14 protein-coding genes, 1 tRNA gene and 1 pseudogene are annotated in these 16,661 nt (G+C 70.7%); 7 read left to right on the top strand and 9 right to left on the bottom strand.

The annotated features are described in order from the left end of the window. Positions 1 to 76 precede the first annotated feature (76 nt). Positions 77 to 235: a hypothetical protein gene (locus tag ASG52_RS27350; protein ID WP_156384017.1), complete on the bottom strand. Its 159-nt coding sequence runs from the start codon at positions 233 to 235 to the stop codon at positions 77 to 79. Positions 236 to 653: 418 nt separating this feature from the next. Between ASG52_RS27350 and ada the strand changes: the two genes are divergently transcribed. Beyond that, a complete protein-coding gene (ada, locus tag ASG52_RS17255) occupies positions 654 to 1,742 on the top strand; it encodes a bifunctional DNA-binding transcriptional regulator/O6-methylguanine-DNA methyltransferase Ada (RefSeq protein WP_056245906.1) in 1,089 nt (362 codons plus the stop codon). 37 nt (positions 1,743 to 1,779) lie between these two features. On the opposite strand, the gene ASG52_RS17250 is transcribed toward ada, so the two are convergent. From ASG52_RS17250 to ASG52_RS17240, 3 genes are all read right to left on the bottom strand, one after another. Next, positions 1,780 to 2,790: an acyltransferase family protein gene (locus ASG52_RS17250; RefSeq protein ID WP_156384016.1), complete on the bottom strand. Its 1,011-nt coding sequence runs from the start codon at positions 2,788 to 2,790 to the stop codon at positions 1,780 to 1,782. A 170-nt stretch (positions 2,791 to 2,960) separates the two neighbouring features. Further along, complete coding sequence (locus ASG52_RS17245; RefSeq protein ID WP_056245901.1) at positions 2,961 to 3,545, bottom strand: hypothetical protein; 585 nt, start codon at positions 3,543 to 3,545, stop codon at positions 2,961 to 2,963. Positions 3,546 to 3,690: 145 nt separating this feature from the next. Further along, positions 3,691 to 4,716, bottom strand: a complete 1,026-nt coding sequence (locus ASG52_RS17240; RefSeq protein ID WP_200945628.1) for a substrate-binding domain-containing protein — start codon at positions 4,714 to 4,716, stop codon at positions 3,691 to 3,693. Positions 4,717 to 4,901: 185 nt separating this feature from the next. Here ASG52_RS17240 and ASG52_RS17235 point away from each other — a divergent pair, with 185 nt between their 5' ends. Further along, positions 4,902 to 5,549, top strand: a complete 648-nt coding sequence (locus ASG52_RS17235; protein ID WP_286159090.1) for a recombinase family protein — start codon at positions 4,902 to 4,904, stop codon at positions 5,547 to 5,549. Positions 5,550 to 5,572: 23 nt separating this feature from the next. Here the strand turns inward: ASG52_RS17235 and atzF are convergent, their stop codons facing one another. Next, on the bottom strand, positions 5,573 to 7,378 hold the full coding sequence (atzF, locus tag ASG52_RS17230) for an allophanate hydrolase (protein ID WP_056245891.1): 1,806 nt from the start codon (positions 7,376 to 7,378) through the stop codon (positions 5,573 to 5,575). A 119-nt stretch (positions 7,379 to 7,497) separates the two neighbouring features. On the opposite strand from atzF, the gene ASG52_RS17225 reads away from it, so the two are divergent. After that, the gene (locus ASG52_RS17225) at positions 7,498 to 8,397 is read left to right on the top strand and encodes a LysR family transcriptional regulator (protein WP_056245889.1); all 900 of its coding nucleotides are present in this window, start codon (positions 7,498 to 7,500) and stop codon (positions 8,395 to 8,397) included. A 50-nt stretch (positions 8,398 to 8,447) separates the two neighbouring features. On the opposite strand, the gene ASG52_RS17220 is transcribed toward ASG52_RS17225, so the two are convergent. The 4 genes from ASG52_RS17220 to ASG52_RS17205 form a co-directional block, all read right to left on the bottom strand. After that, positions 8,448 to 8,843 (bottom strand): hypothetical protein, encoded by a 396-nt coding sequence (locus ASG52_RS17220; protein WP_056245886.1) that lies wholly within the window; start codon positions 8,841 to 8,843, stop codon positions 8,448 to 8,450. Positions 8,844 to 8,955: 112 nt separating this feature from the next. Continuing rightward, complete coding sequence (locus ASG52_RS17215) at positions 8,956 to 11,181, bottom strand: xanthine dehydrogenase family protein molybdopterin-binding subunit (protein WP_056245883.1); 2,226 nt, start codon at positions 11,179 to 11,181, stop codon at positions 8,956 to 8,958. A 10-nt stretch (positions 11,182 to 11,191) separates the two neighbouring features. Then, positions 11,192 to 11,662, bottom strand: a complete 471-nt coding sequence (locus ASG52_RS17210) for a (2Fe-2S)-binding protein (RefSeq protein WP_056245880.1) — start codon at positions 11,660 to 11,662, stop codon at positions 11,192 to 11,194. Positions 11,663 to 11,813: 151 nt separating this feature from the next. Further along, positions 11,814 to 11,888, bottom strand: a tRNA-Val gene (locus tag ASG52_RS17205). 222 nt (positions 11,889 to 12,110) lie between these two features. Here ASG52_RS17205 and ASG52_RS17200 point away from each other — a divergent pair. The 4 genes and pseudogenes from ASG52_RS17200 to ASG52_RS28430 form a co-directional block, all read left to right on the top strand. Next, on the top strand, positions 12,111 to 13,157 hold the full coding sequence (locus ASG52_RS17200) for a hypothetical protein (protein WP_056245877.1): 1,047 nt from the start codon (positions 12,111 to 12,113) through the stop codon (positions 13,155 to 13,157). A 4-nt stretch (positions 13,158 to 13,161) separates the two neighbouring features. Further along, the gene (locus ASG52_RS17195; RefSeq protein ID WP_056245874.1) at positions 13,162 to 15,294 is read left to right on the top strand and encodes a glycosyltransferase family 2 protein; all 2,133 of its coding nucleotides are present in this window, start codon (positions 13,162 to 13,164) and stop codon (positions 15,292 to 15,294) included. A 198-nt stretch (positions 15,295 to 15,492) separates the two neighbouring features. Then, positions 15,493 to 15,945, top strand: a pseudogene (locus ASG52_RS28435) (3-hydroxyacyl-CoA dehydrogenase NAD-binding domain-containing protein); the annotation flags it as partial. Between the two features lies 1 nt (position 15,946). Next, a partial coding sequence (locus ASG52_RS28430) for a UDP-glucose dehydrogenase family protein (protein ID WP_286159099.1) occupies positions 15,947 to 16,661 on the top strand: 715 nt, incomplete at both ends.

Here is a 16,661-nt window from a genome sequence, read left to right as displayed (position 1 = left end):
CGGAAGGCCCCGCCGGAGACGGCGGGGCCTTTTTCGTTCGTCTCGGAGCATCGGCCCGAAAGCCGATGCTCCAGCTTCAGGCCGCGAGCTTGGCCGCGAAGGCGGCGCCGCTCTCGGCCGGGTCGAAGCGACCGCCGGCGAGCGTCGCGTCGCTCGCCGGGGTCAGGCGGTCGGCCATGGCGATGACCAGCGCGATGTTGGCGGCGGCGGCGGTGACGACGAGGAGAGCGATCATCGGGAGGCGTCCACGGGGCTTCTGTGCTGCGTTGCGAGAGAGATGCCACCAAATGGCTGTATCTGGTATTCCACACGCCACATTCTGGATATGCGTCAGAAGCATGGAAGTTGGCCTCTAGCTCGTGAGGCGGAACTTTCATGCATATCAATTCCCGTCTTTCGACTGGTCGGCCCCAGGCGGTCGTGAACCCTGCACCTTTGTGCCGGAGAGGCCTGTCGAGCCCGCTCGATCCGAGAGCGGCTGCGGAAAGCGGAGATTGCCGAGCAAGAAGCGGGATGCGGGCCCGCTTTCCGAGGTGCACAAGATGACGACGTGAACGCCGCCACGGGCGCCTCGGACCGAACCATGGGCCGGGTTCCGGCAACAACCTATGCCGCGCGGGAACCGGACGACGCCCGGGCCGGAGGTAGCCACCATGCAGATCGCCGAGATCGAGAGTGCCGCCCCAACGGGCGAGGACGCCCGCTGGACGGCCCTCACCGCCCGCGACGCGCGCGCCGACGGGCGGTTCGTCTACGCGGTGCGGACCACCGGGGTGTATTGCCGCCCGAGCTGTTCGGCGCGGACCCCCAACCGCGCGAACGTCAGCTTCCACGCCTCCTGCGCCGAGGCCGAGGCGGCGGGGTTTCGGCCGTGCCTGCGCTGCCGCCCGAACGCGCCGTCGCGGGCCGAGCGTCAGGCGGACGCCGTGGCTCGCGCCTGCCGCCTGATCGAGGAGGCCGAGACCGCGCCGTCCCTCGACGCCCTCGCGGGGGCGGTCGGGCTGAGCCCGTTCCACTTCCACCGCGTTTTTCGCGACATCGTCGGCATCACGCCGAAGGCCTACGCCGCCGCGCGGCGGGCCGAGCGCGTCGCCGCAGCCTTGCGCGAGGCGGATTCGGTGACGCAGGCGGTCTACGAGGCCGGCTACAACGCCCCCAGCCGGTTCTATGCCGGCGCGACGGAACGGCTCGGCATGACTCCCACGGCCTATCGCAAGGGCGGGCTCGGCACCCGCATCCGCTTCGCGGTGGCGCCTTGTGCGCTCGGCACCGTGCTGGTCGCGGCGAGCGAGCGGGGCGTCTGCGCGATCCTGCTCGGCGACGATCCGGTGGTGCTGACGCAGGAGCTTGGCCAGCGCTTCCCCGGCGCCGAGCTGTCGCCGGGCGACGACGCGTTTGCCGGATGGGTCGCGCAGGTGGTCGGCCTGATCGAGGCGCCCGGCCGCGGCCTCGATCTTCCGCTCGACATCGGCGGCACCGCCTTCCAGCAGCGGGTCTGGACGGCGTTGCGGGCGATTCCGCTCGGCACGACCGCGACCTACGCCGACATCGCCCGCGCCATCGGCGCCCCCACGGCGATGCGCGCCGTCGCCCTCGCCTGCGGCGCCAACCGGCTCGCGGTGGCGATCCCCTGCCATCGAGTGGTGCGCTCCGACGGCGCGCTGTCGGGCTATCGCTGGGGCGTCGCGCGCAAGCGCGCCCTGCTCGACCGCGAGGGCGTGCCCGGTCCGGACGAGCGCTGAGCCGGTCTCGGGTCGCACCGCGGCATCGATCGAAGGCTCACGGGCGCCGGAGCGATGGCCGGGCGTCTCGCTTCCCGAACCATCGCAGCGCCGGCTTCTCGAAGGCCAAGTGATAGAGCACGCCGATTCCCGTGCCGAGCGCGGCGCACAGGGCGAGGCTGACGGGCCACGTGTTCAGCGGCTCGATCCGGGCCGAGAGCCTTGCGCCGAGGGAGGCCAGCGGATTGTGGACGAGGTAGATCGCATAGGAGCTGTTTCCGAGCAGCATCAGCCATCCGGGGGTCGTGAGGTGCCCTTGCGCCTCCAGCCGGACGAGGCCCGGCAACACGAGCGCGAGGGACAATCCGAACCAGACCCGCGCGTATCCCTCGCTCCCCAGCCAGATCACGGAGGCGGCGCTGCCGAGCGCGCCAACGACGAGCAGCGCGAAGCCCCCCCTCGACGGTAGCGACCGGGCCGCGATGGCGGCGACCATTCCGGCGATGAATTCGAGATTGATCGGTGCGAGGACGATGCCGCCTGCACCCATGATCCAGCCGCCGACGACGATCAGTACGGCCCATACGGCGACGATCGCCGAGAAGAATCGCGTGAAATAGAACGCGAGAAAAACCGTGTAGAACAGCATCTCGTGCATCAGGGTCCACGCGACCGACAAGGCCGGTGGTGCGGTCGTCGGGAACAGCGTCAGGGACGTGATCAGGCTCCAGTCGCGGGTGCTGGCGGAGAATCCCGGCAAGAGCGTGTAGAGAGCGATCAGCCCGATCGAGATCGGGAGGTAGGGGATGTAGATGCGCCGCAGCCGTTTCTTGGCATAGGTCCAGGCCGCGGCCCCGGTGCGGACATCGCCGCCGTGGGCGTGCAGGATGATGAAGCCGCTGAGGACGAAGAAGAAATCCACGCCGCGAAAGCCGTTCTCGAGCAGGACCGACAGCCAGCGCGGCAGCGGTTGAACGAAATCCTGCGTCGCGACCGTGGAATGGTGCAGCAGAACGGCCATCGCGGCGACGGCGCGTCCGGCCTGAAGAACCGTGATCGTTCGTTTCATCGATTCGTCATGCGCCTCGAAGCGCGTCAATGTCGGCGTTCATCGGTCGTCGCGATGGTGTCGGGAAACGGCTCCCGATTGGGCTTGAACCATCCGCGATGCTTCCGCGCAATCTGGATCGGGCTCGGCAGAAGGCCCGGAGGCGGGCATGGCGCCGCGAGGTCGCGACGTCAGCGCCGTGCCTCCGGGGCGGGCCTCCATCGTGGTATGACGCCGTGAAGCTCTTCGATGCGTCGCCATGATTGTCCGGCCTCTTCGCCGGCCAGGGACGACTCTGTCCGAACCGACGCGGCGGATCGCATACTCGCCTCCTTGGTCGCGATGAACGTGAACGCCCGCGAGCCGATCGATCCGCTGCCGGTCCCGGAGAGGCCCTCGCCGCCGGAATCGTCCGACTCGAACGAGAACTCACCGGTCGAGCGATCGTCGCAGCGTAGCTCGCCCCTGAACTCGGCTGGGGTGAAGCGTAGCGACCAGAATCCAATCGATGCTACCTTTAGTTGCATGTTGCCGACGCAGAACAGGGTTCTGTTCGCGTTGGTCAGGCGCACTTGTGCGGACTTCATACCGTCGTCGAAGTGGTACGTTCCGAGCAGGGGCTGAGACGAACCGGCCAAGTTCCCACGGATGTCGGCGCTCGGCATGAGCCAGCTGCATCCGGCGAAGGCTGCGCCGATCCCCGTCATCGTGGCAAGGCGGGACACCGTCTTGAGCGGGCGGGGAAGCATGTCGCGAAACCGAACCTCGATGCACACCGGATAGTGGCGGTATCGTCATCGGCGCTGCTTATAGGCGAAGTACCTTGCGAAAGGGTGGAGGCGCACGCGGCAGCCCTCGCTCTCCGCGATCATCCGGCAGACCTCGCGGACGGTCGCCTGGGGGGAGCGGCGGGCTCGCCGCTCAGTCCGACCGGGCGGCGCGGTAGCCCGAACTACGCCCGGCGCGCTCGCGGATGGCGGCGATCAGGGCGTCGAGGACCGGGGCGTCCAGCGCGCGGCTGGCGGCGAGGTAGTAGGTCTCCCAGCCCAACGTCACGAAATCGAGGCCGAGCCGCTCCGCCGCCGCCCGCACGCCGAGGCCCGCATCGGCCGCGCCGCAGGCGATCACCGCCGCCACCGCCTGATGAGTGAATTCTTCGACCGCGTAGCCCTGGATCGCGCCGGGCTGCAAATCGGCCTCGACCAGCATCCGGTCGAACCAGTCGCGTGTGCCCGATCCCTTCTGGCGGTTGACGTAGCGCACGCCGTCCTTGGTCAGATCGGCCACGCCGTTGATGCCGCGCGGGTTGCCGGGGGCGAGCAGAAGGCCTTGTTCCCGCTCGAACAGCGGATGGAGGGTGAGCCCCGCCCCCGCCCCGACCGCCGAGAACGGCGGGCCGGCCGCCGCGGACGCCCGCGTGCCGCAATGGAAACCCGCCACGTCGGCGCTGCCGTCGAGCAGGCGCTCGACCGCGGCGCTGCTGCCCATCACCGACAGGTCGATGCCGCCGCCCTCGCTCAGCACCTCGATCACGAGCGGGTCGTGGCTCGCGGCCAGGGTCAGCGCCCCGGCCCGCCCGGTCAGGAGACGGCGCAGGCGCTGCTCGACGGCGCGAGTCTCGCGCACGAAGCCGGCCTCCAGACCGAAGGCGGCGGCCGAGAACGCCTCGGCGAGCGCGGTGCCGAACTCGGTGAGCGCGGTGCCGTGGCCGCGGGTCTTGCGCACCAGCGGGCGGCCGAGCGCCGCCTCGTAGGCCTGAAGCCGCGCCCAGGCCGCCCGATAGGACAGGCCGAGGGCGTCGGCGAAGCCCTGGACCGAGCCGGTCCGCCCGATCGCCTCGAACATCACCGTCAGGTCGGACACGGCCAGCGCGTTGCCGCCGATCCGCACCGTGCCGCCGAGCCCGAGCGCGACGGCGATGTCGGCCCCATCGGATGAATTCTTCATATTGATGGCGTCACAGTGGTCGTTCACAACATGAATTCCCGCGTCCGAGGCCGTCTCGCCGCGAAGGGCGTCGCCGAAGCGTTGCCCTTTGCCCGAAACCGTCCGAGGGACGCGCCACCGACCGGCCGCGGATGTCCTCAGACCCGTTCGTTTCCTACCTCTCTCCCGTTCGGTCTGCCCAGGGCTTGTCCGATCGAGAGTCACAGCGGACCGCCATCGCCCGCCAACTCGGCCGGCGCGGGCGCCTCGTGGCGGAGGTCGTCGGCGACGAGGGCCGGCCCGACCTGAGCGCGGCCCTGGCGCTGTGTCGTCGGCACGGCGCGACGCTGCTCATGGCCGAACTCGGGGAATGGGGCGACGATCCGGCCTTCCTGCGCGCGCTCGGCGGGGACTTGCGCCGGTGGAACCTGCGGTTCTGCGCGCTCGACCGGCCGGAGGCCAGCGAGCTGACGCTCGGCATCATGGCCGCGGTCGCCGAGGCGGAGGCGCGGCTCGGCGTGGTCCGCACCCCCGACACGATGGCGCGCCGCCGCGAGTTCTACGCCCGCTTCACCGCCGATCGCCGCAAAAGGGCTTTGCCGGGGAACGGCGAAGGGCTTACCGTCGGTGGGGTGCGTCCGCTGGCGGAAGCCCGAGGCCCCGGCACCGCGCGCAGCCGCGAGCGGGCGGAGGACGTGGCGCCGATCCTCACCGAAATCCGCGCCGCGGGCGCCGAGACCCTGGAACAGGTGGCCCACGCCCTCAACGCGCTGGGTATCCCGGCCGCGCGGGGACGCCGCTGGTACCCGATGCAGGTGACCCGGATCGAGAAGCGTCTGGCGGCCGTGGGCTGAGGGTCCGCTCGTAACGGGAGAGGCTACGCGCCCGCCCCTTCCGCGAGATAACGCCGCCAGCCGCCGTATTCCGTGATGTCGGTGCCGCCGCCGATGCCCTCGGCCTCCACCAGAAACCCCTTCGGACCCGTGCCGTCGGTGAGCCGCAGGGTGCCGATGCCGAGCGGGGCGGGAATCGCGGCCACGAACCGGCCGAAGGCGGCGGGCTCCAGCGCCCAGACCTCGGTGGCGATGGCGGCGCCCGTGCCGTCCGCGACGCGCAGCAGGCCCGGCCGCCGGGGCGGGCCGCCGGGGAGCGCGTAGAGCCGGTAATCGGCCCGCGTCGTGCCCGCCCGCAGGAAGCGCGCGCCCAGCCCGGTCAGCTCGCCGTTGAGGGCCAATCCGGAGAGATGCGCGCCGATCACCGCAAGCTCGATCTCGCCCGGTCCCGCCGCGGCCGGGCCGGGCTCCGGGGCCGGCACGGACGCGCGGCTCGCGCCGATCGGGACACCGGCCGCCGCGTGCAGGCGGGCGCCGAGCGCGGCGAGCAGCCCGTCGCGACCGCGCGGCGCGATCAAAGTGAGGCCGGAGGGCGTCCCGTCGGAGCGGAACCGGCCCGGCACGGCGAGCGCGCAGAGATCGAGCAGGTTCACGAAGTTGGTGTAGGTGCCGAGTTGGCTGTTGGGCCCGATCGGGTCGGCGTCGAGTTCGGCGCGGGTGACGGGCCGCGGATAGGTCGGCACCACCAGCACGTCGATGCGGGACCACAGGGCCTCCGCCGCCCGGCGTAGCTCGGCCAGCCGGTAGAGGCCGGCGAAGGCGTCCGCCGCGTTGAAGCCCGCGGCCCGGCCGATCACCGCGTGGGTGGTCGGGTGCAGGGCGTCCGGGTTCGTCTCGATCAGCGATCGGATCGCCTGATAGCGCTCGGCGACCCAGGGGCCGTCGTAGAGCAGGGCCGCGGTCGCGAACATCGGGGCGAGATCGACCGCCTCGGCCGAGCCTACCAGCCCGGCGAGGTCGGCGAGCCCGGCCTCGAACGCGGCTTCCGAGAGCGGGTCGCCGCCGAACCGTCGGCTTCCTCCATCCGGCAGGCCGACGCGCAGGCCCGGCGGCAGGCCGGCGGGTGGGGCCGGCAACGGCAGGTCGCGGGAATAGGGATCGGCGGCGTCATAACCCGCCATGATGCGGAAGACTTGGTCGGCGTCCGCCACGGTGCCGGCGAAGACCGAGATCGTGTCGAGCGTCCGGCAGGCCGGCAGCAGGCCCCGGCTCGACACCGCGCCGAGCGAGGGTTTGAGGCCCACCACGTTGTTGAGCCCCGCCGGCACCCGGCCTGAGCCGGCGGTATCGGTCCCGAGCGCGAAGGCGACCAGACCGTGCGCGACGGCGACGGCCGAGCCGCTGCTCGACCCGCCGGGCACCCAGGCCGGGTTCAGGGCGTTGCGCGGGGCCGGATAGGGCGTGCGCATCCCGACGAGGCCGGTGGCGAACTGGTCGAGATTGGTCTTGCCGACCAGGATCGCACCCGCCGCGAGCAGGCGCGCCACCGCGGGCGCGGTCTCGCTTGGGACATACGAAAAATCCGGACAGGCCGCGGTGGTCGGCAGGCCGGCGACGTCGAGGTTGTCCTTCACCGCGAAGGGCACGCCCCAGAGCGGTTTTTCCGCCGGATCGAAGGCCCCGAGCGCGTCCGCCGCCTCAAAGGCCTCAGACTCCGGCACCAGGGCGAGGAAGATGCCCGGATCGTCGATCTCCGCGAGCCGCCGATAGGTCTCGGCCAACATCTCGCGCGGGGTGACGCCCTCGGCATAGGCGGCGTGCAGGGCGGCGATCGTGGGGAAGGGCGGCACGGTCCGGTCTCGCAGGGTTGCCACCGACCTTAGAAAGCGATGCTGTTGCCGGCGAGTGCTTTTTTGTGACTATGCCGTTGCGGATCGGGCAACAGATGCGGCTCGCTGGATCGGAGTCGATGAAGCATCTGCGCAGCCTCAACGCCGTCGCCGAGGTCGCCCGCTGCGGCTCGATCCGGCGGGCGGCCGAGCACCTCGCCCTCACGCCGTCGGCGCTGACCCGCCAGATCCAGGACATCGAGACCGAACTCGGCACGCCGATCTTCGAGCGGCTGGCGCAGGGCATGCGCCTCAACGCCGCCGGGGAATTGCTGGTGCGCCACATCCGCGACCGGGCGGCGGACCTCGACCGGGTGCGCTCGCAGATCGCCGACCTCTCCGGCGTGCGCCGCGGCCACGTCGCGCTGGCCTGCGCCCAGGCCTTCGTCACCCAGGTGATCCCGGAGGCGGTCGAGGCCTACCGGGCGCTATTTCCGCAGGTCGCCTTCTCGGTGCAGGTGCGCGACCATGCGCAGGCGGTGGCTGCGCTCACGACGTTCGAGGCCGACCTCGCCCTGGTGATCGAGCCGCCGCCCGCGGCGGAGCTGCATCCGCTCCACGACGGCCGCCAGCCCCTTTGCGCCCTGATGCGGGCGAGCCATCCCCTGGCCGGATCGGACGGGCCGGTGCGCCTGCGCGACTGCCTCGCCCATCCGTTGGCACTGCCCGACCCCTCCCTCGCCATCCGCCACCACATCGAGCGGGCGCTGGCGCGGCGCGGGGTGGAGATGCGGGCGGCGGTCGAGTCCGGCTCACTGGAATTCCTGCGCAACGCCGTCCTGCGGGAGGACGTGGTGAGCTTTCAGGTGCCGAGCGGCATCCCCGACGACCCGCGCCTGTGCCGCCGCCCGATCGATCCCCGCGACCTCGATCCGATGCGCGTTGTGCTGGCCCAGCTGCGCGGGCGCCTGCTGCCGGTCGCGGCCGCCAAGTTCGCCGACGGGCTCGCGGCCCGCCTGAACGATCGGGAGGGCACATAAGGAAAGGGCCACCCGAAGGTGGCCCCGTCCGACACGACACGTGTGAAAGCTTACCAGCCGTAGCCGTAGGCTGGCGCGTAACCGCCGCCGTAATAGCCCACCGGGCGGCCGTAGCCGTAGCCGCCGTAGTAGCCCACCGGACGGCCGTAGCCGTACCCGTAGCCGCGGTAGGAATTGGCCGCGATGGCGCCCGCCGCGAGGCCGGCGATGCCCAGCCCGATGGCGGCGCCGGAACCGATGCCGCGGCGATAGCCGTAGCCGCCGCGGTAGCCGTAACCGCGATACCCGACGTTGCGGTAACCGTAGCCGCCGTATCCGCCCCGATAGCCGCCGCCGTAGCCGTAGCCGCCGCCGCGCCATCCGGCCTCCGCCGACGAGGTCGAGGCCGCCATCGAGCCGAGGCCGAGCAGGGCGGCCGCGGAGAGAACGAGATGAGCCTTACGCATGAGGATCCTTTCGCGCGTGCGATACCCCTGTCCAACAGGGCCGCGAACGGACGGTTCCTGGGCGGGACACCTCCTCATTCTGTCGCACCGGCGTGTTCCGCGGCTCGACCGGTCAGCTCGCCTGGAGCGCGGCCTTCACCTTGGCCGGGGTGAACGGCACCGAGCGCAGGCGCACGCCGGTCGCATCGAACAGCGCGTTCGAGATCGCCGAGGGCACGATGGCCGCCGACGGCTCGCCCGCGCCCCACGGCTTGTCGTTCGGCCGGTCGATCAACTCGGTTACGATCTGCGGCACGTCGGGGAAGGTGAGGATCGGGTAGCTCGCCCAGTCGAGGCTGGTCACCGCGCCCCGGTCGAAGGTCACCTCCTCCATGAGCACGCGGCTCAGGGTCTGGATGACGTTGCCGTCGATCTGGTTGCGCACCCCGTCCGGGTTGATGATCTGCCCGCAATCCTGAACGACGAAGAAGCGCGACACCCGCACCCGCCCGGTCGCGCGATCCACCTCGATCTCGGCGACCCCTGCGACGTAGGTGCGGTACAGCTCGTACTTCACGTAGGAGATGCCGCGCCCACGCAGCACGTCCCCCGAGGCATCCTTCACCGGCGAGGGCCGGGCCTGCCATTTGGCGAGGTCCGCCACGCGTTGCAGCACCTCGACGCCGCGCGGGTCCTTGAGCGCCCGCAGGCGGTAGTCCAGCGGGTCGGCGCCCGCGGCCGCCGCGCATTCGTCGAGGAAGGCCTCGTTGGCGTAGGTGTTCTGCATTCGCCCCGGCGTGCGGATCCACGACGGGCGGAACGGCGTCGAGGCGAGCCGATGGCAGACCGTGCGGACGTTCGGGACGGCGTAGGGGATCGCCGAGTTGTGGACGATGTTGCCCGGCGAGAGCGCCGTCTCGTGCGGCAGCCCGGCGAGGCTGGCCGCCACCAGCGGCACGTTGCCGGCGGCCCCCTCGGGGATGAGGAACTGCGACGACCACGCCGCGACGTTGCCTTGCGCATCCAGCCCGGCCTTCAGGTCGACCAGCGTCGGCGGGCCCTTCGGGTCCCAGCCGTGCTCGTCGGCGCGCGACCACTGCACCCGAACCGGCCGACCGACCGCGCGAGCCAGCAGCGTGGCGTCGCCCGCCGCATCCTCGTGGCCGTTGCGGCCGTAGCAGCCCGAGCCCTCGACATAGATGCAGCGCACGACGTCCGGCTTGAGCCCGGTCATCGCCGCGAGCTGCTTGCGCAGGGCGTGCGTCATCTGCGAGGCGGTCCAGCAGGTCAGACGGCCGTCCTTGAACTCCGCGATGGCGCAGGACGGGCCGATCGAGCCGTGGGTGTGGATGGCGAAGTCGTAGCTCGCCTCCAGCACCTTCGCGGCCTGCCCCATCGCCGCCTCGGCGTCGCCGGTGTTGCTGGTGACGTCGTCCTTGGTGACCTTGGTGGCGCGCACGTGCTGCCAGAGTTTCTCCTGTTCGGGCAGGCCGGCCCAGGACGACCATTTGGCCTTCAACTTCTCGGCGGCCTTGATCGCCGCCCATTCCTTCTCGGCGACGACGGCCAGGAAGTCGCCCTCGCGCACCACCTTGATCAAGCCCGGCACGTCGGCGACCGAGGCCTCGTCCACGCTCTCCAGGGTCGCGCCGATGGCAGGCGGGCGGACCACGCGGGCATGTACCATGCCGGGCACGCGCATGTCCTGCATGTAGGTGAAGCGGCCGGTGATTTTTTCGGGGATGTCGAGGCGCGGCACCGGCTTGCCAACGAGGGTGAAGGCTGAAGCGTCCTTGATCTTGGCGGCCGGATCCACCTTCAGGTCGAGGCGACCGTCCTTCACGAGTTCGGCGTAAGCGATGCCGGGCCCGCCGGATTTCGGGCGCACGACGCCGTTCTCGCTCACCAGCGCGTCGGCGGGCATTCCGAGCCGTTCACCGGCGAGCTGCACCAGCCGGGCGCGGGCGGTCGCGGCCGCTTGGCGAATCTCGACGCCGCCCTTCTGGATCGTGAGGCTGCCGTAGGTCGGGCCCTGGTCGGGGGTCAGAGCGGTGTCGCCCTGCACCACGCTCACCCGGTCGAGGGGGAGATCGAGTTCGTCGGCCGCCATCTGGGCGAGCGCGGTCTGCACGCCGGTGCCGAGATCGACCTTGCCGGAGAAGATCGTGGCGCGTCCATCCGCGCCGAGCGCCAGGAAGCTGTCGACCTGATCGGGGGCGACGGGCTTCGGGAAGCCGTCGGTCGGCACCGCCGGGAAGGTGGCTTGGGCCAGCGCGCCACGGCCGGAGAGCGAGAAGCCGACCACGAGGGCGCCGCCCTGGAGCAGCAGGTTGCGGCGGGAAAGCGTATGCGCGTTCATGGCATCCCCCTCACAGCGTGCCGGCGGCGCGCTGGACGGCGCGCACGATCCGCAGATGGGTGCCGCAGCGGCAGAGGTTCTGCGCCAGCGCCTGCCGGATCGCCGCCTCGTCGGGCTTCGGGCTCTCGTTGAGGAGGGCGGCCGACTGCATGATCATGCCGTTAATGCAGTAGCCGCACTGCGCCGCCTGCTCCTCGATGAAGGCCGCCTGCACCGGATGCAGCCTGTCCGGCCCGCCGAGGCCTTCGAGGGTGACGATCTTCGCGTTCTTCGGGAGGCCGGAGACCGGCGTCACGCAGGAGCGCACCGCTTTGCCATCGACATGCACCGTGCAGGAGCCGCACTGGCCCAGCCCGCAGCCGAAGCGGGGCCCGTGCAAGCCGAGATCGTCGCGCAGCACGTAGAGGAGTGGGGTGTCCGTATCGTCGACGGTGACGCGCGCGGCGCGTCCGTTCACGTCCAGCGACATCTCCTGCGCCATGGCGCCTCTCCCTGGAATTATTCTCGTTTCCAGGGGGTATACCGGAGGCCGCGCTGCGGCAACGCGACCGATTCACGGGCAGGCGAAGGACAACGAAAAAAGGCCCCGTCTCCGGGGCCTCGAATTCGCGAAACCATCCCATCGTATGGGATGGTGGGCGCGACAGGGATCGAACCTGTGACCCCTACCATGTCAAGGTAGTGCTCTCCCGCTGAGCTACGCGCCCGGGCAGAAGCGCTTGGCTCCTGCGGTGCCGGGGCTATAGCCTGGAGCCCGTGGCTTCGCAAGCGGGCTCGTGGCGCTTTCTCGCGTACCGTCCGGCAACATTCCTCCCGCCGGGCCGAGCCGCTGCACGGCGCGGAAAAAATCGGCTAAGCCGGCGCGCGGCGCGTCCGGAATCCTCGCGGCTCCGGCGCCCGACCTGATCCGATAAGGACGACGATCGAGGATGCGGTTTCTGCTCGAGGGCGACGACGGGGCGATGATCCGCGGCTGGGTCGTCCCCGACGATCCCACGGCGATCAGCCGGGTCTACGTCACCGTCGAGGGGCGGCGCGTGGCCGAGGTCTCGGCGATCCACAAGGACCCGACCTTCATCGAGTACGGCTGGCACTCCACCGGCCAGTGCCATTTCGAGGTGCGCGACCACCACATCCCCGGCCTCGCCGGGATCGAGCGGCTCGAGATCTACGACGTCGACACCAACGTCCTGATCCACCGGCGCCTGCCGCAGGCCGGGCTCGCCAAGCCGAAGGCCGTGCTGGTCAACATGCACATCCGCCCGGAGACGGTGATCCAGACCGCGCTTTTCCCCCATTTCAAGCAGAGCTATTTCGGGATCGGCCGGTTCCCGGAAGAGATCCTGCTGGCAATGTTCGACACCGACATCCTGCTGTCGTGCCTGATGGCCGGCTCGATCATCCTGCCGCGCTACGAGGGGCACTTCGTCCAGGGCGAGGCCCTGACGATGCTGCTCCTGCACGATCCCTATGTGGAGATGGCGAGCCGCCTCGCATGGCTGCGCGAGCGCGCCGACATCGCCAACGATCCCAACCAGCGCTGGCGCCTCGGCCATCTCGCCGAGGCCGCGTCCTTCACGCTCGATTACGACTACACCGACGTGAAGAGCCTCAAGCGCCTGTTCCGGATGATGCCGGAGCCGGCCTACCACCTGCTCTACAATCCCTATACCCGCCAGCTCAGCACGACCCAGCCCGACGACCGGATCATCCCGGCCAACTCGATCATCGCCGTCGAGGTGCTCGCGCGCGCGGGGCTCGTCGGCCACCGCGACTACTTCGAGGCGTTCATGGCGACCGTGTTCGACCGCCTCGGGATCACGGCGCCGGTGCCGCTGCCGCTGCCGATCGCCAACACGACGCTCGAACTCGCCGAACGCCTGCGCGGGCTGCGCTTCGTGCGCGAATGGGTCGAGTTCGACATGGTGCTGAGCGACGCCGTCCACGCCTCCGTCTCGCAGAACTGGCGGGACTGACGCGATGGCGTGGCGCGCCCGCCGGACGCTGCCGGTGGCGGGATCGGACGGGCTGGATCACCGGGTCGATCTCGGTGACGGGAAACTCGGCGGTGCCTGGATCACGCTGACGTGGCGCGACCTCGGCAGCAGTGGGCGCCCGCGCGCCCTCGTCAGCGTCGTCACGGCGGACGGGGCGACGACGGCGCTCGCCGAGGAGCCGACGGTCGGCGACGGCTTCGCCTGGACCGGACGGCTGCCGGACGGCGCCGTCGCCTTGCGTTTCACCGCGCTCTCGCGCAGCGCGCCCTTCGCCCTCGACGGCCTGACCCTGCGCCGCCGCGCCCGCCTCGCCCTGACCCTGCGCGCGGCCCGGCGCCAGCCGGAATTGACCGCGCGAGCGGTGTATTGGCGCCTGCTCGGCCTCAAGCTGCGCGGCCGCGGGCTCTTGGCCCAGGCGCTCGCCTACCGTTCCGAGACCGGCTACGCCGCCTGGATCGCGCGCTTCGACCGCCGCGGACCCGAGGAGCGCGCGCGCATCCGCGCCGAGATCGCGGCCTGGAAAACCCCTCCCCTCGTCTCCGTGCTGATGCCGGTGCACGATCCCGATCTGAGGGTGCTCGACGCCGCGATCCGCTCGGTGCGGGATCAGATCTATCCGGCCTGGGAGCTGTGCATCGCCGACGACGCCTCGACCGATCCGGCGATCCCCCGCCTGATCGCCCGCCATGCCGCCGAGGATGCCCGTATCCGCACGGTGCGGCGGATCGAGAACGGCCACATCGCGCGGGCCACCAACGACGCACTTATGCTGGCCTCCGGCACGTTTTCCGTCTTCCTCGACCACGACGATCGGCTCGCCGACACCGCGCTCTACGAGGTGGCCAAGGCGGTGCGGGACGATGCCCGCCTCGTGCTGGTCTACAGCGACGAGGACAAGATCGACGGGCGCGGGCGCCGCTTCGAGCCGCACTTCAAGTCGGATTTCGACGGCGAGCTGCTCTATGGCCAGAACTACGTGAACCATCTTTGCGCCGTCCGCACCGACAACTTGCGGGCGCTGGGCGGCTTGAGGCCGGGCTTCGAGGGCAGCCAGGACCACGACCTGCTGCTGCGGCTGACCGAGACGCTTCCCCGCGAGGCCGTCCGTCACATCCCGAAGGTGCTCTATCATTGGCGCGCGGCGGCCGGCTCCGGCACCTTCTCCGACCGGGCGCTGGCCCGGGCGGAAGGCGCGCGGCTCGCGGCGCTCGCCGAGGTGGCGGGCCGGCGCGGCGCGCGGGCCGAGCGCGGGCCGCAGGGCTTCAACCGGCTGATCCGGCCCCTCCCTGAGCCGACTCCCCTGGTCTGCGTGGTGATCCCGACCCGCGACCGTGCCGAACTTTTGGCGGTTGCCCTCGACGGGCTTTTCCGTGGCACCGACTACCCGAACCTCGAAGTCATCGTCGTCGACAACGACAGCCGCGAGGAGGCGACCCACGTCCTGTTCGCCCGCCACGCCGACGAGCCGCGCCTTCGGGTGCTGCCGGTGCCGGGCCCGTTCAATTTTTCGGATCTGTCGAACCGGGGCGCCGCGGCGGCGCGGGGTGGCGTGCTCGTGTTCCTCAACAACGACATCGAGGTGCTGGAGCCGGGCTGGCTCACCGAACTCGTCTCGATCGCCTGCGAGCCGGATGTCGGCGCGGTCGGGGCGAAGCTCCTCTATCCCGACGGCACGCTCCAGCACGGCGGCATCGTGCTCGGCGTCGGCGGCATCGCCGGCCACAGCCATCTCGGGATCGCGGGCGACGCGCCGGGCTACTTCGCCCGCATGCAGTTGACGCAGGAGGTCGCGGCCGTCACCGGCGCCTGCCTCGCGATCCGCTCCGAAGTCTTCACGCAGGTCGGCGGTTTCGACGCCGCGGCGCTGGCGGTCGCCTTCAACGACGTGGACCTTTGCCTGCGCCTGCGCCGGTCCGGCTACCGCAACGTCTGGACGCCCTATGCCCGTCTGATCCACCACGAATCGAAGAGCCGCGGTCCCGAGGACACGCCCGAGAAGCGCGCCCGGTTCGAGGCGGAATCGCGGGTGATGCGCGAGCGCTGGGGGGCGGAACTGCGCTCCGACCCGTATTACAACCCCAACCTCTCCCGCGCCTCGGGGCATTTCCGGTTGTAGAGCATCGGCCCGAAAGGGGGGAACCGGCTTTCAAAAAACGCCGATGCGGCACGACGATCGAGAGCATGCGCCCGCAAGGCATGCGTCCGGGACATCCGCGCGGCTTCGACGCCGCCCCGGCGATTGCAACGCGGGCCGCAACGGCACTAGGACGGTGCGGCGCAGCATCAGGCCTGCGGTGAGCACACGGAGGCTTCGATGCGGATAGCGATGATTGGTTCGGGCTATGTCGGGCTCGTGTCGGGGGCGTGTTTCGCCGATTTCGGCCACGAGGTGATCTGCGTCGACGTGGACCCGAAGAAGATCGAGGCGCTGGAAGCCGGCCGCATGCCGATCTACGAGCCCGGCCTCGAAACGCTGGTGGCCGACAACGTCCGGGCCAAGCGCCTGTCCTTCACCACCGATCTCAAGCCCGCGGTCGCAGGCGCCGATGCCGTGTTCATCGCCGTCGGCACCCCGTCGCGCCGCGGCGACGGCTTCGCCGACCTCTCCTACGTCTACGCTGCTGCCAAGGAAATCGCCCAGGCGGTGACCGGCTACACCGTGGTGGTGACCAAATCGACCGTGCCGGTCGGCACCGGCGACGAGGTCGAGCGCATCATCCGCGAGGCCAACCCGAACGCGGAGGTGGGCGTCGCCTCGAACCCCGAGNCCCAGGCGGTGACCGGCTACACCGTGGTCGTCACCAAATCGACCGTGCCGGTCGGCACCGGCGACGAGGTCGAGCGCATCATCCGCGAGGCCAACCCGAACGCGGAGGTGGGCGTCGCCTCGAACCCCGAGTTCCTGCGCGAGGGCGCGGCCATCGGCGACTTCAAGGTGCCCGACCGCATCGTCATCGGCGCCGAGGACGAGCGCGCGGCGGAAGTGATGCGCGAGGTCTACCGCCCGCTCTACCTCAACGCCGCCCCGATCCTCGTCACCGGGCGGCGCACCGCCGAGCTGACCAAGTACGCCGCCAACGCGTTCCTGGCGACCAAGATCACCTTCATCAACGAGATCGCCGATCTGTGCGAGAAGGTGGGCGCCAACGTGCAGGAGGTCGCCCGCGGCATCGGGCTCGACAACCGCATCGGCTCGAAGTTCCTGCATGCCGGGCCGGGCTACGGCGGCTCGTGCTTCCCCAAGGACACGCTGGCGCTGGTCAAGACCGCGCAGGACTACGCCACGCCGATCCGGATCGTCGAGACGGTGGTCTCGGTCAACGACCAGCGCAAGCGGGCGATGGCGCGCAAGGTGGTGTCGGCGGTCGGCGGCTCGGTGCGCGGCAAGACGGTGGCCCTGCTCGGCCTGACGTTCAAGCCGGACACCGACGACATGCGCGATGCGCCCTCGCTGTCGATCATCTCCGGCCTTCAGGACGGCGG

This window comes from Methylobacterium sp. Leaf456 (genome assembly GCF_001425465.1).
Classification (GTDB): domain Bacteria; phylum Pseudomonadota; class Alphaproteobacteria; order Rhizobiales; family Beijerinckiaceae; genus Methylobacterium.
Note: the sequence above shows the minus strand (reverse complement) of the source record. Positions and strands in the feature narration are given on the sequence as shown.

Excerpts from the sequence above, each read along its gene's own strand:
- ASG52_RS17250 (WP_156384016.1), bottom strand. The coding sequence starts at position 2,790 with ATGAAACGAACGATCACGGTTCTTCAGGCCGGACGCGCCGTCGCCGCG.
- ASG52_RS17215 (WP_056245883.1), bottom strand. The coding sequence starts at position 11,181 with ATGAACGCGCATACGCTTTCCCGCCGCAACCTGCTGCTCCAGGGCGGC.
- ASG52_RS17210 (WP_056245880.1), bottom strand. The coding sequence starts at position 11,662 with ATGGCGCAGGAGATGTCGCTGGACGTGAACGGACGCGCCGCGCGCGTC.
- ASG52_RS17220 (WP_056245886.1), bottom strand. The coding sequence starts at position 8,843 with ATGCGTAAGGCTCATCTCGTTCTCTCCGCGGCCGCCCTGCTCGGCCTC.
- ASG52_RS17200 (WP_056245877.1), top strand. The coding sequence starts at position 12,111 with ATGCGGTTTCTGCTCGAGGGCGACGACGGGGCGATGATCCGCGGCTGG.
- ASG52_RS27350 (WP_156384017.1), bottom strand. The coding sequence starts at position 235 with ATGATCGCTCTCCTCGTCGTCACCGCCGCCGCCGCCAACATCGCGCTG.
- ASG52_RS17240 (WP_200945628.1), bottom strand. The coding sequence starts at position 4,716 with ATGAAGAATTCATCCGATGGGGCCGACATCGCCGTCGCGCTCGGGCTC.
- ASG52_RS17195 (WP_056245874.1), top strand. The coding sequence starts at position 13,162 with ATGGCGTGGCGCGCCCGCCGGACGCTGCCGGTGGCGGGATCGGACGGG.
- ada (WP_056245906.1), top strand. The coding sequence starts at position 654 with ATGCAGATCGCCGAGATCGAGAGTGCCGCCCCAACGGGCGAGGACGCC.
- ASG52_RS17225 (WP_056245889.1), top strand. The coding sequence starts at position 7,498 with ATGAAGCATCTGCGCAGCCTCAACGCCGTCGCCGAGGTCGCCCGCTGC.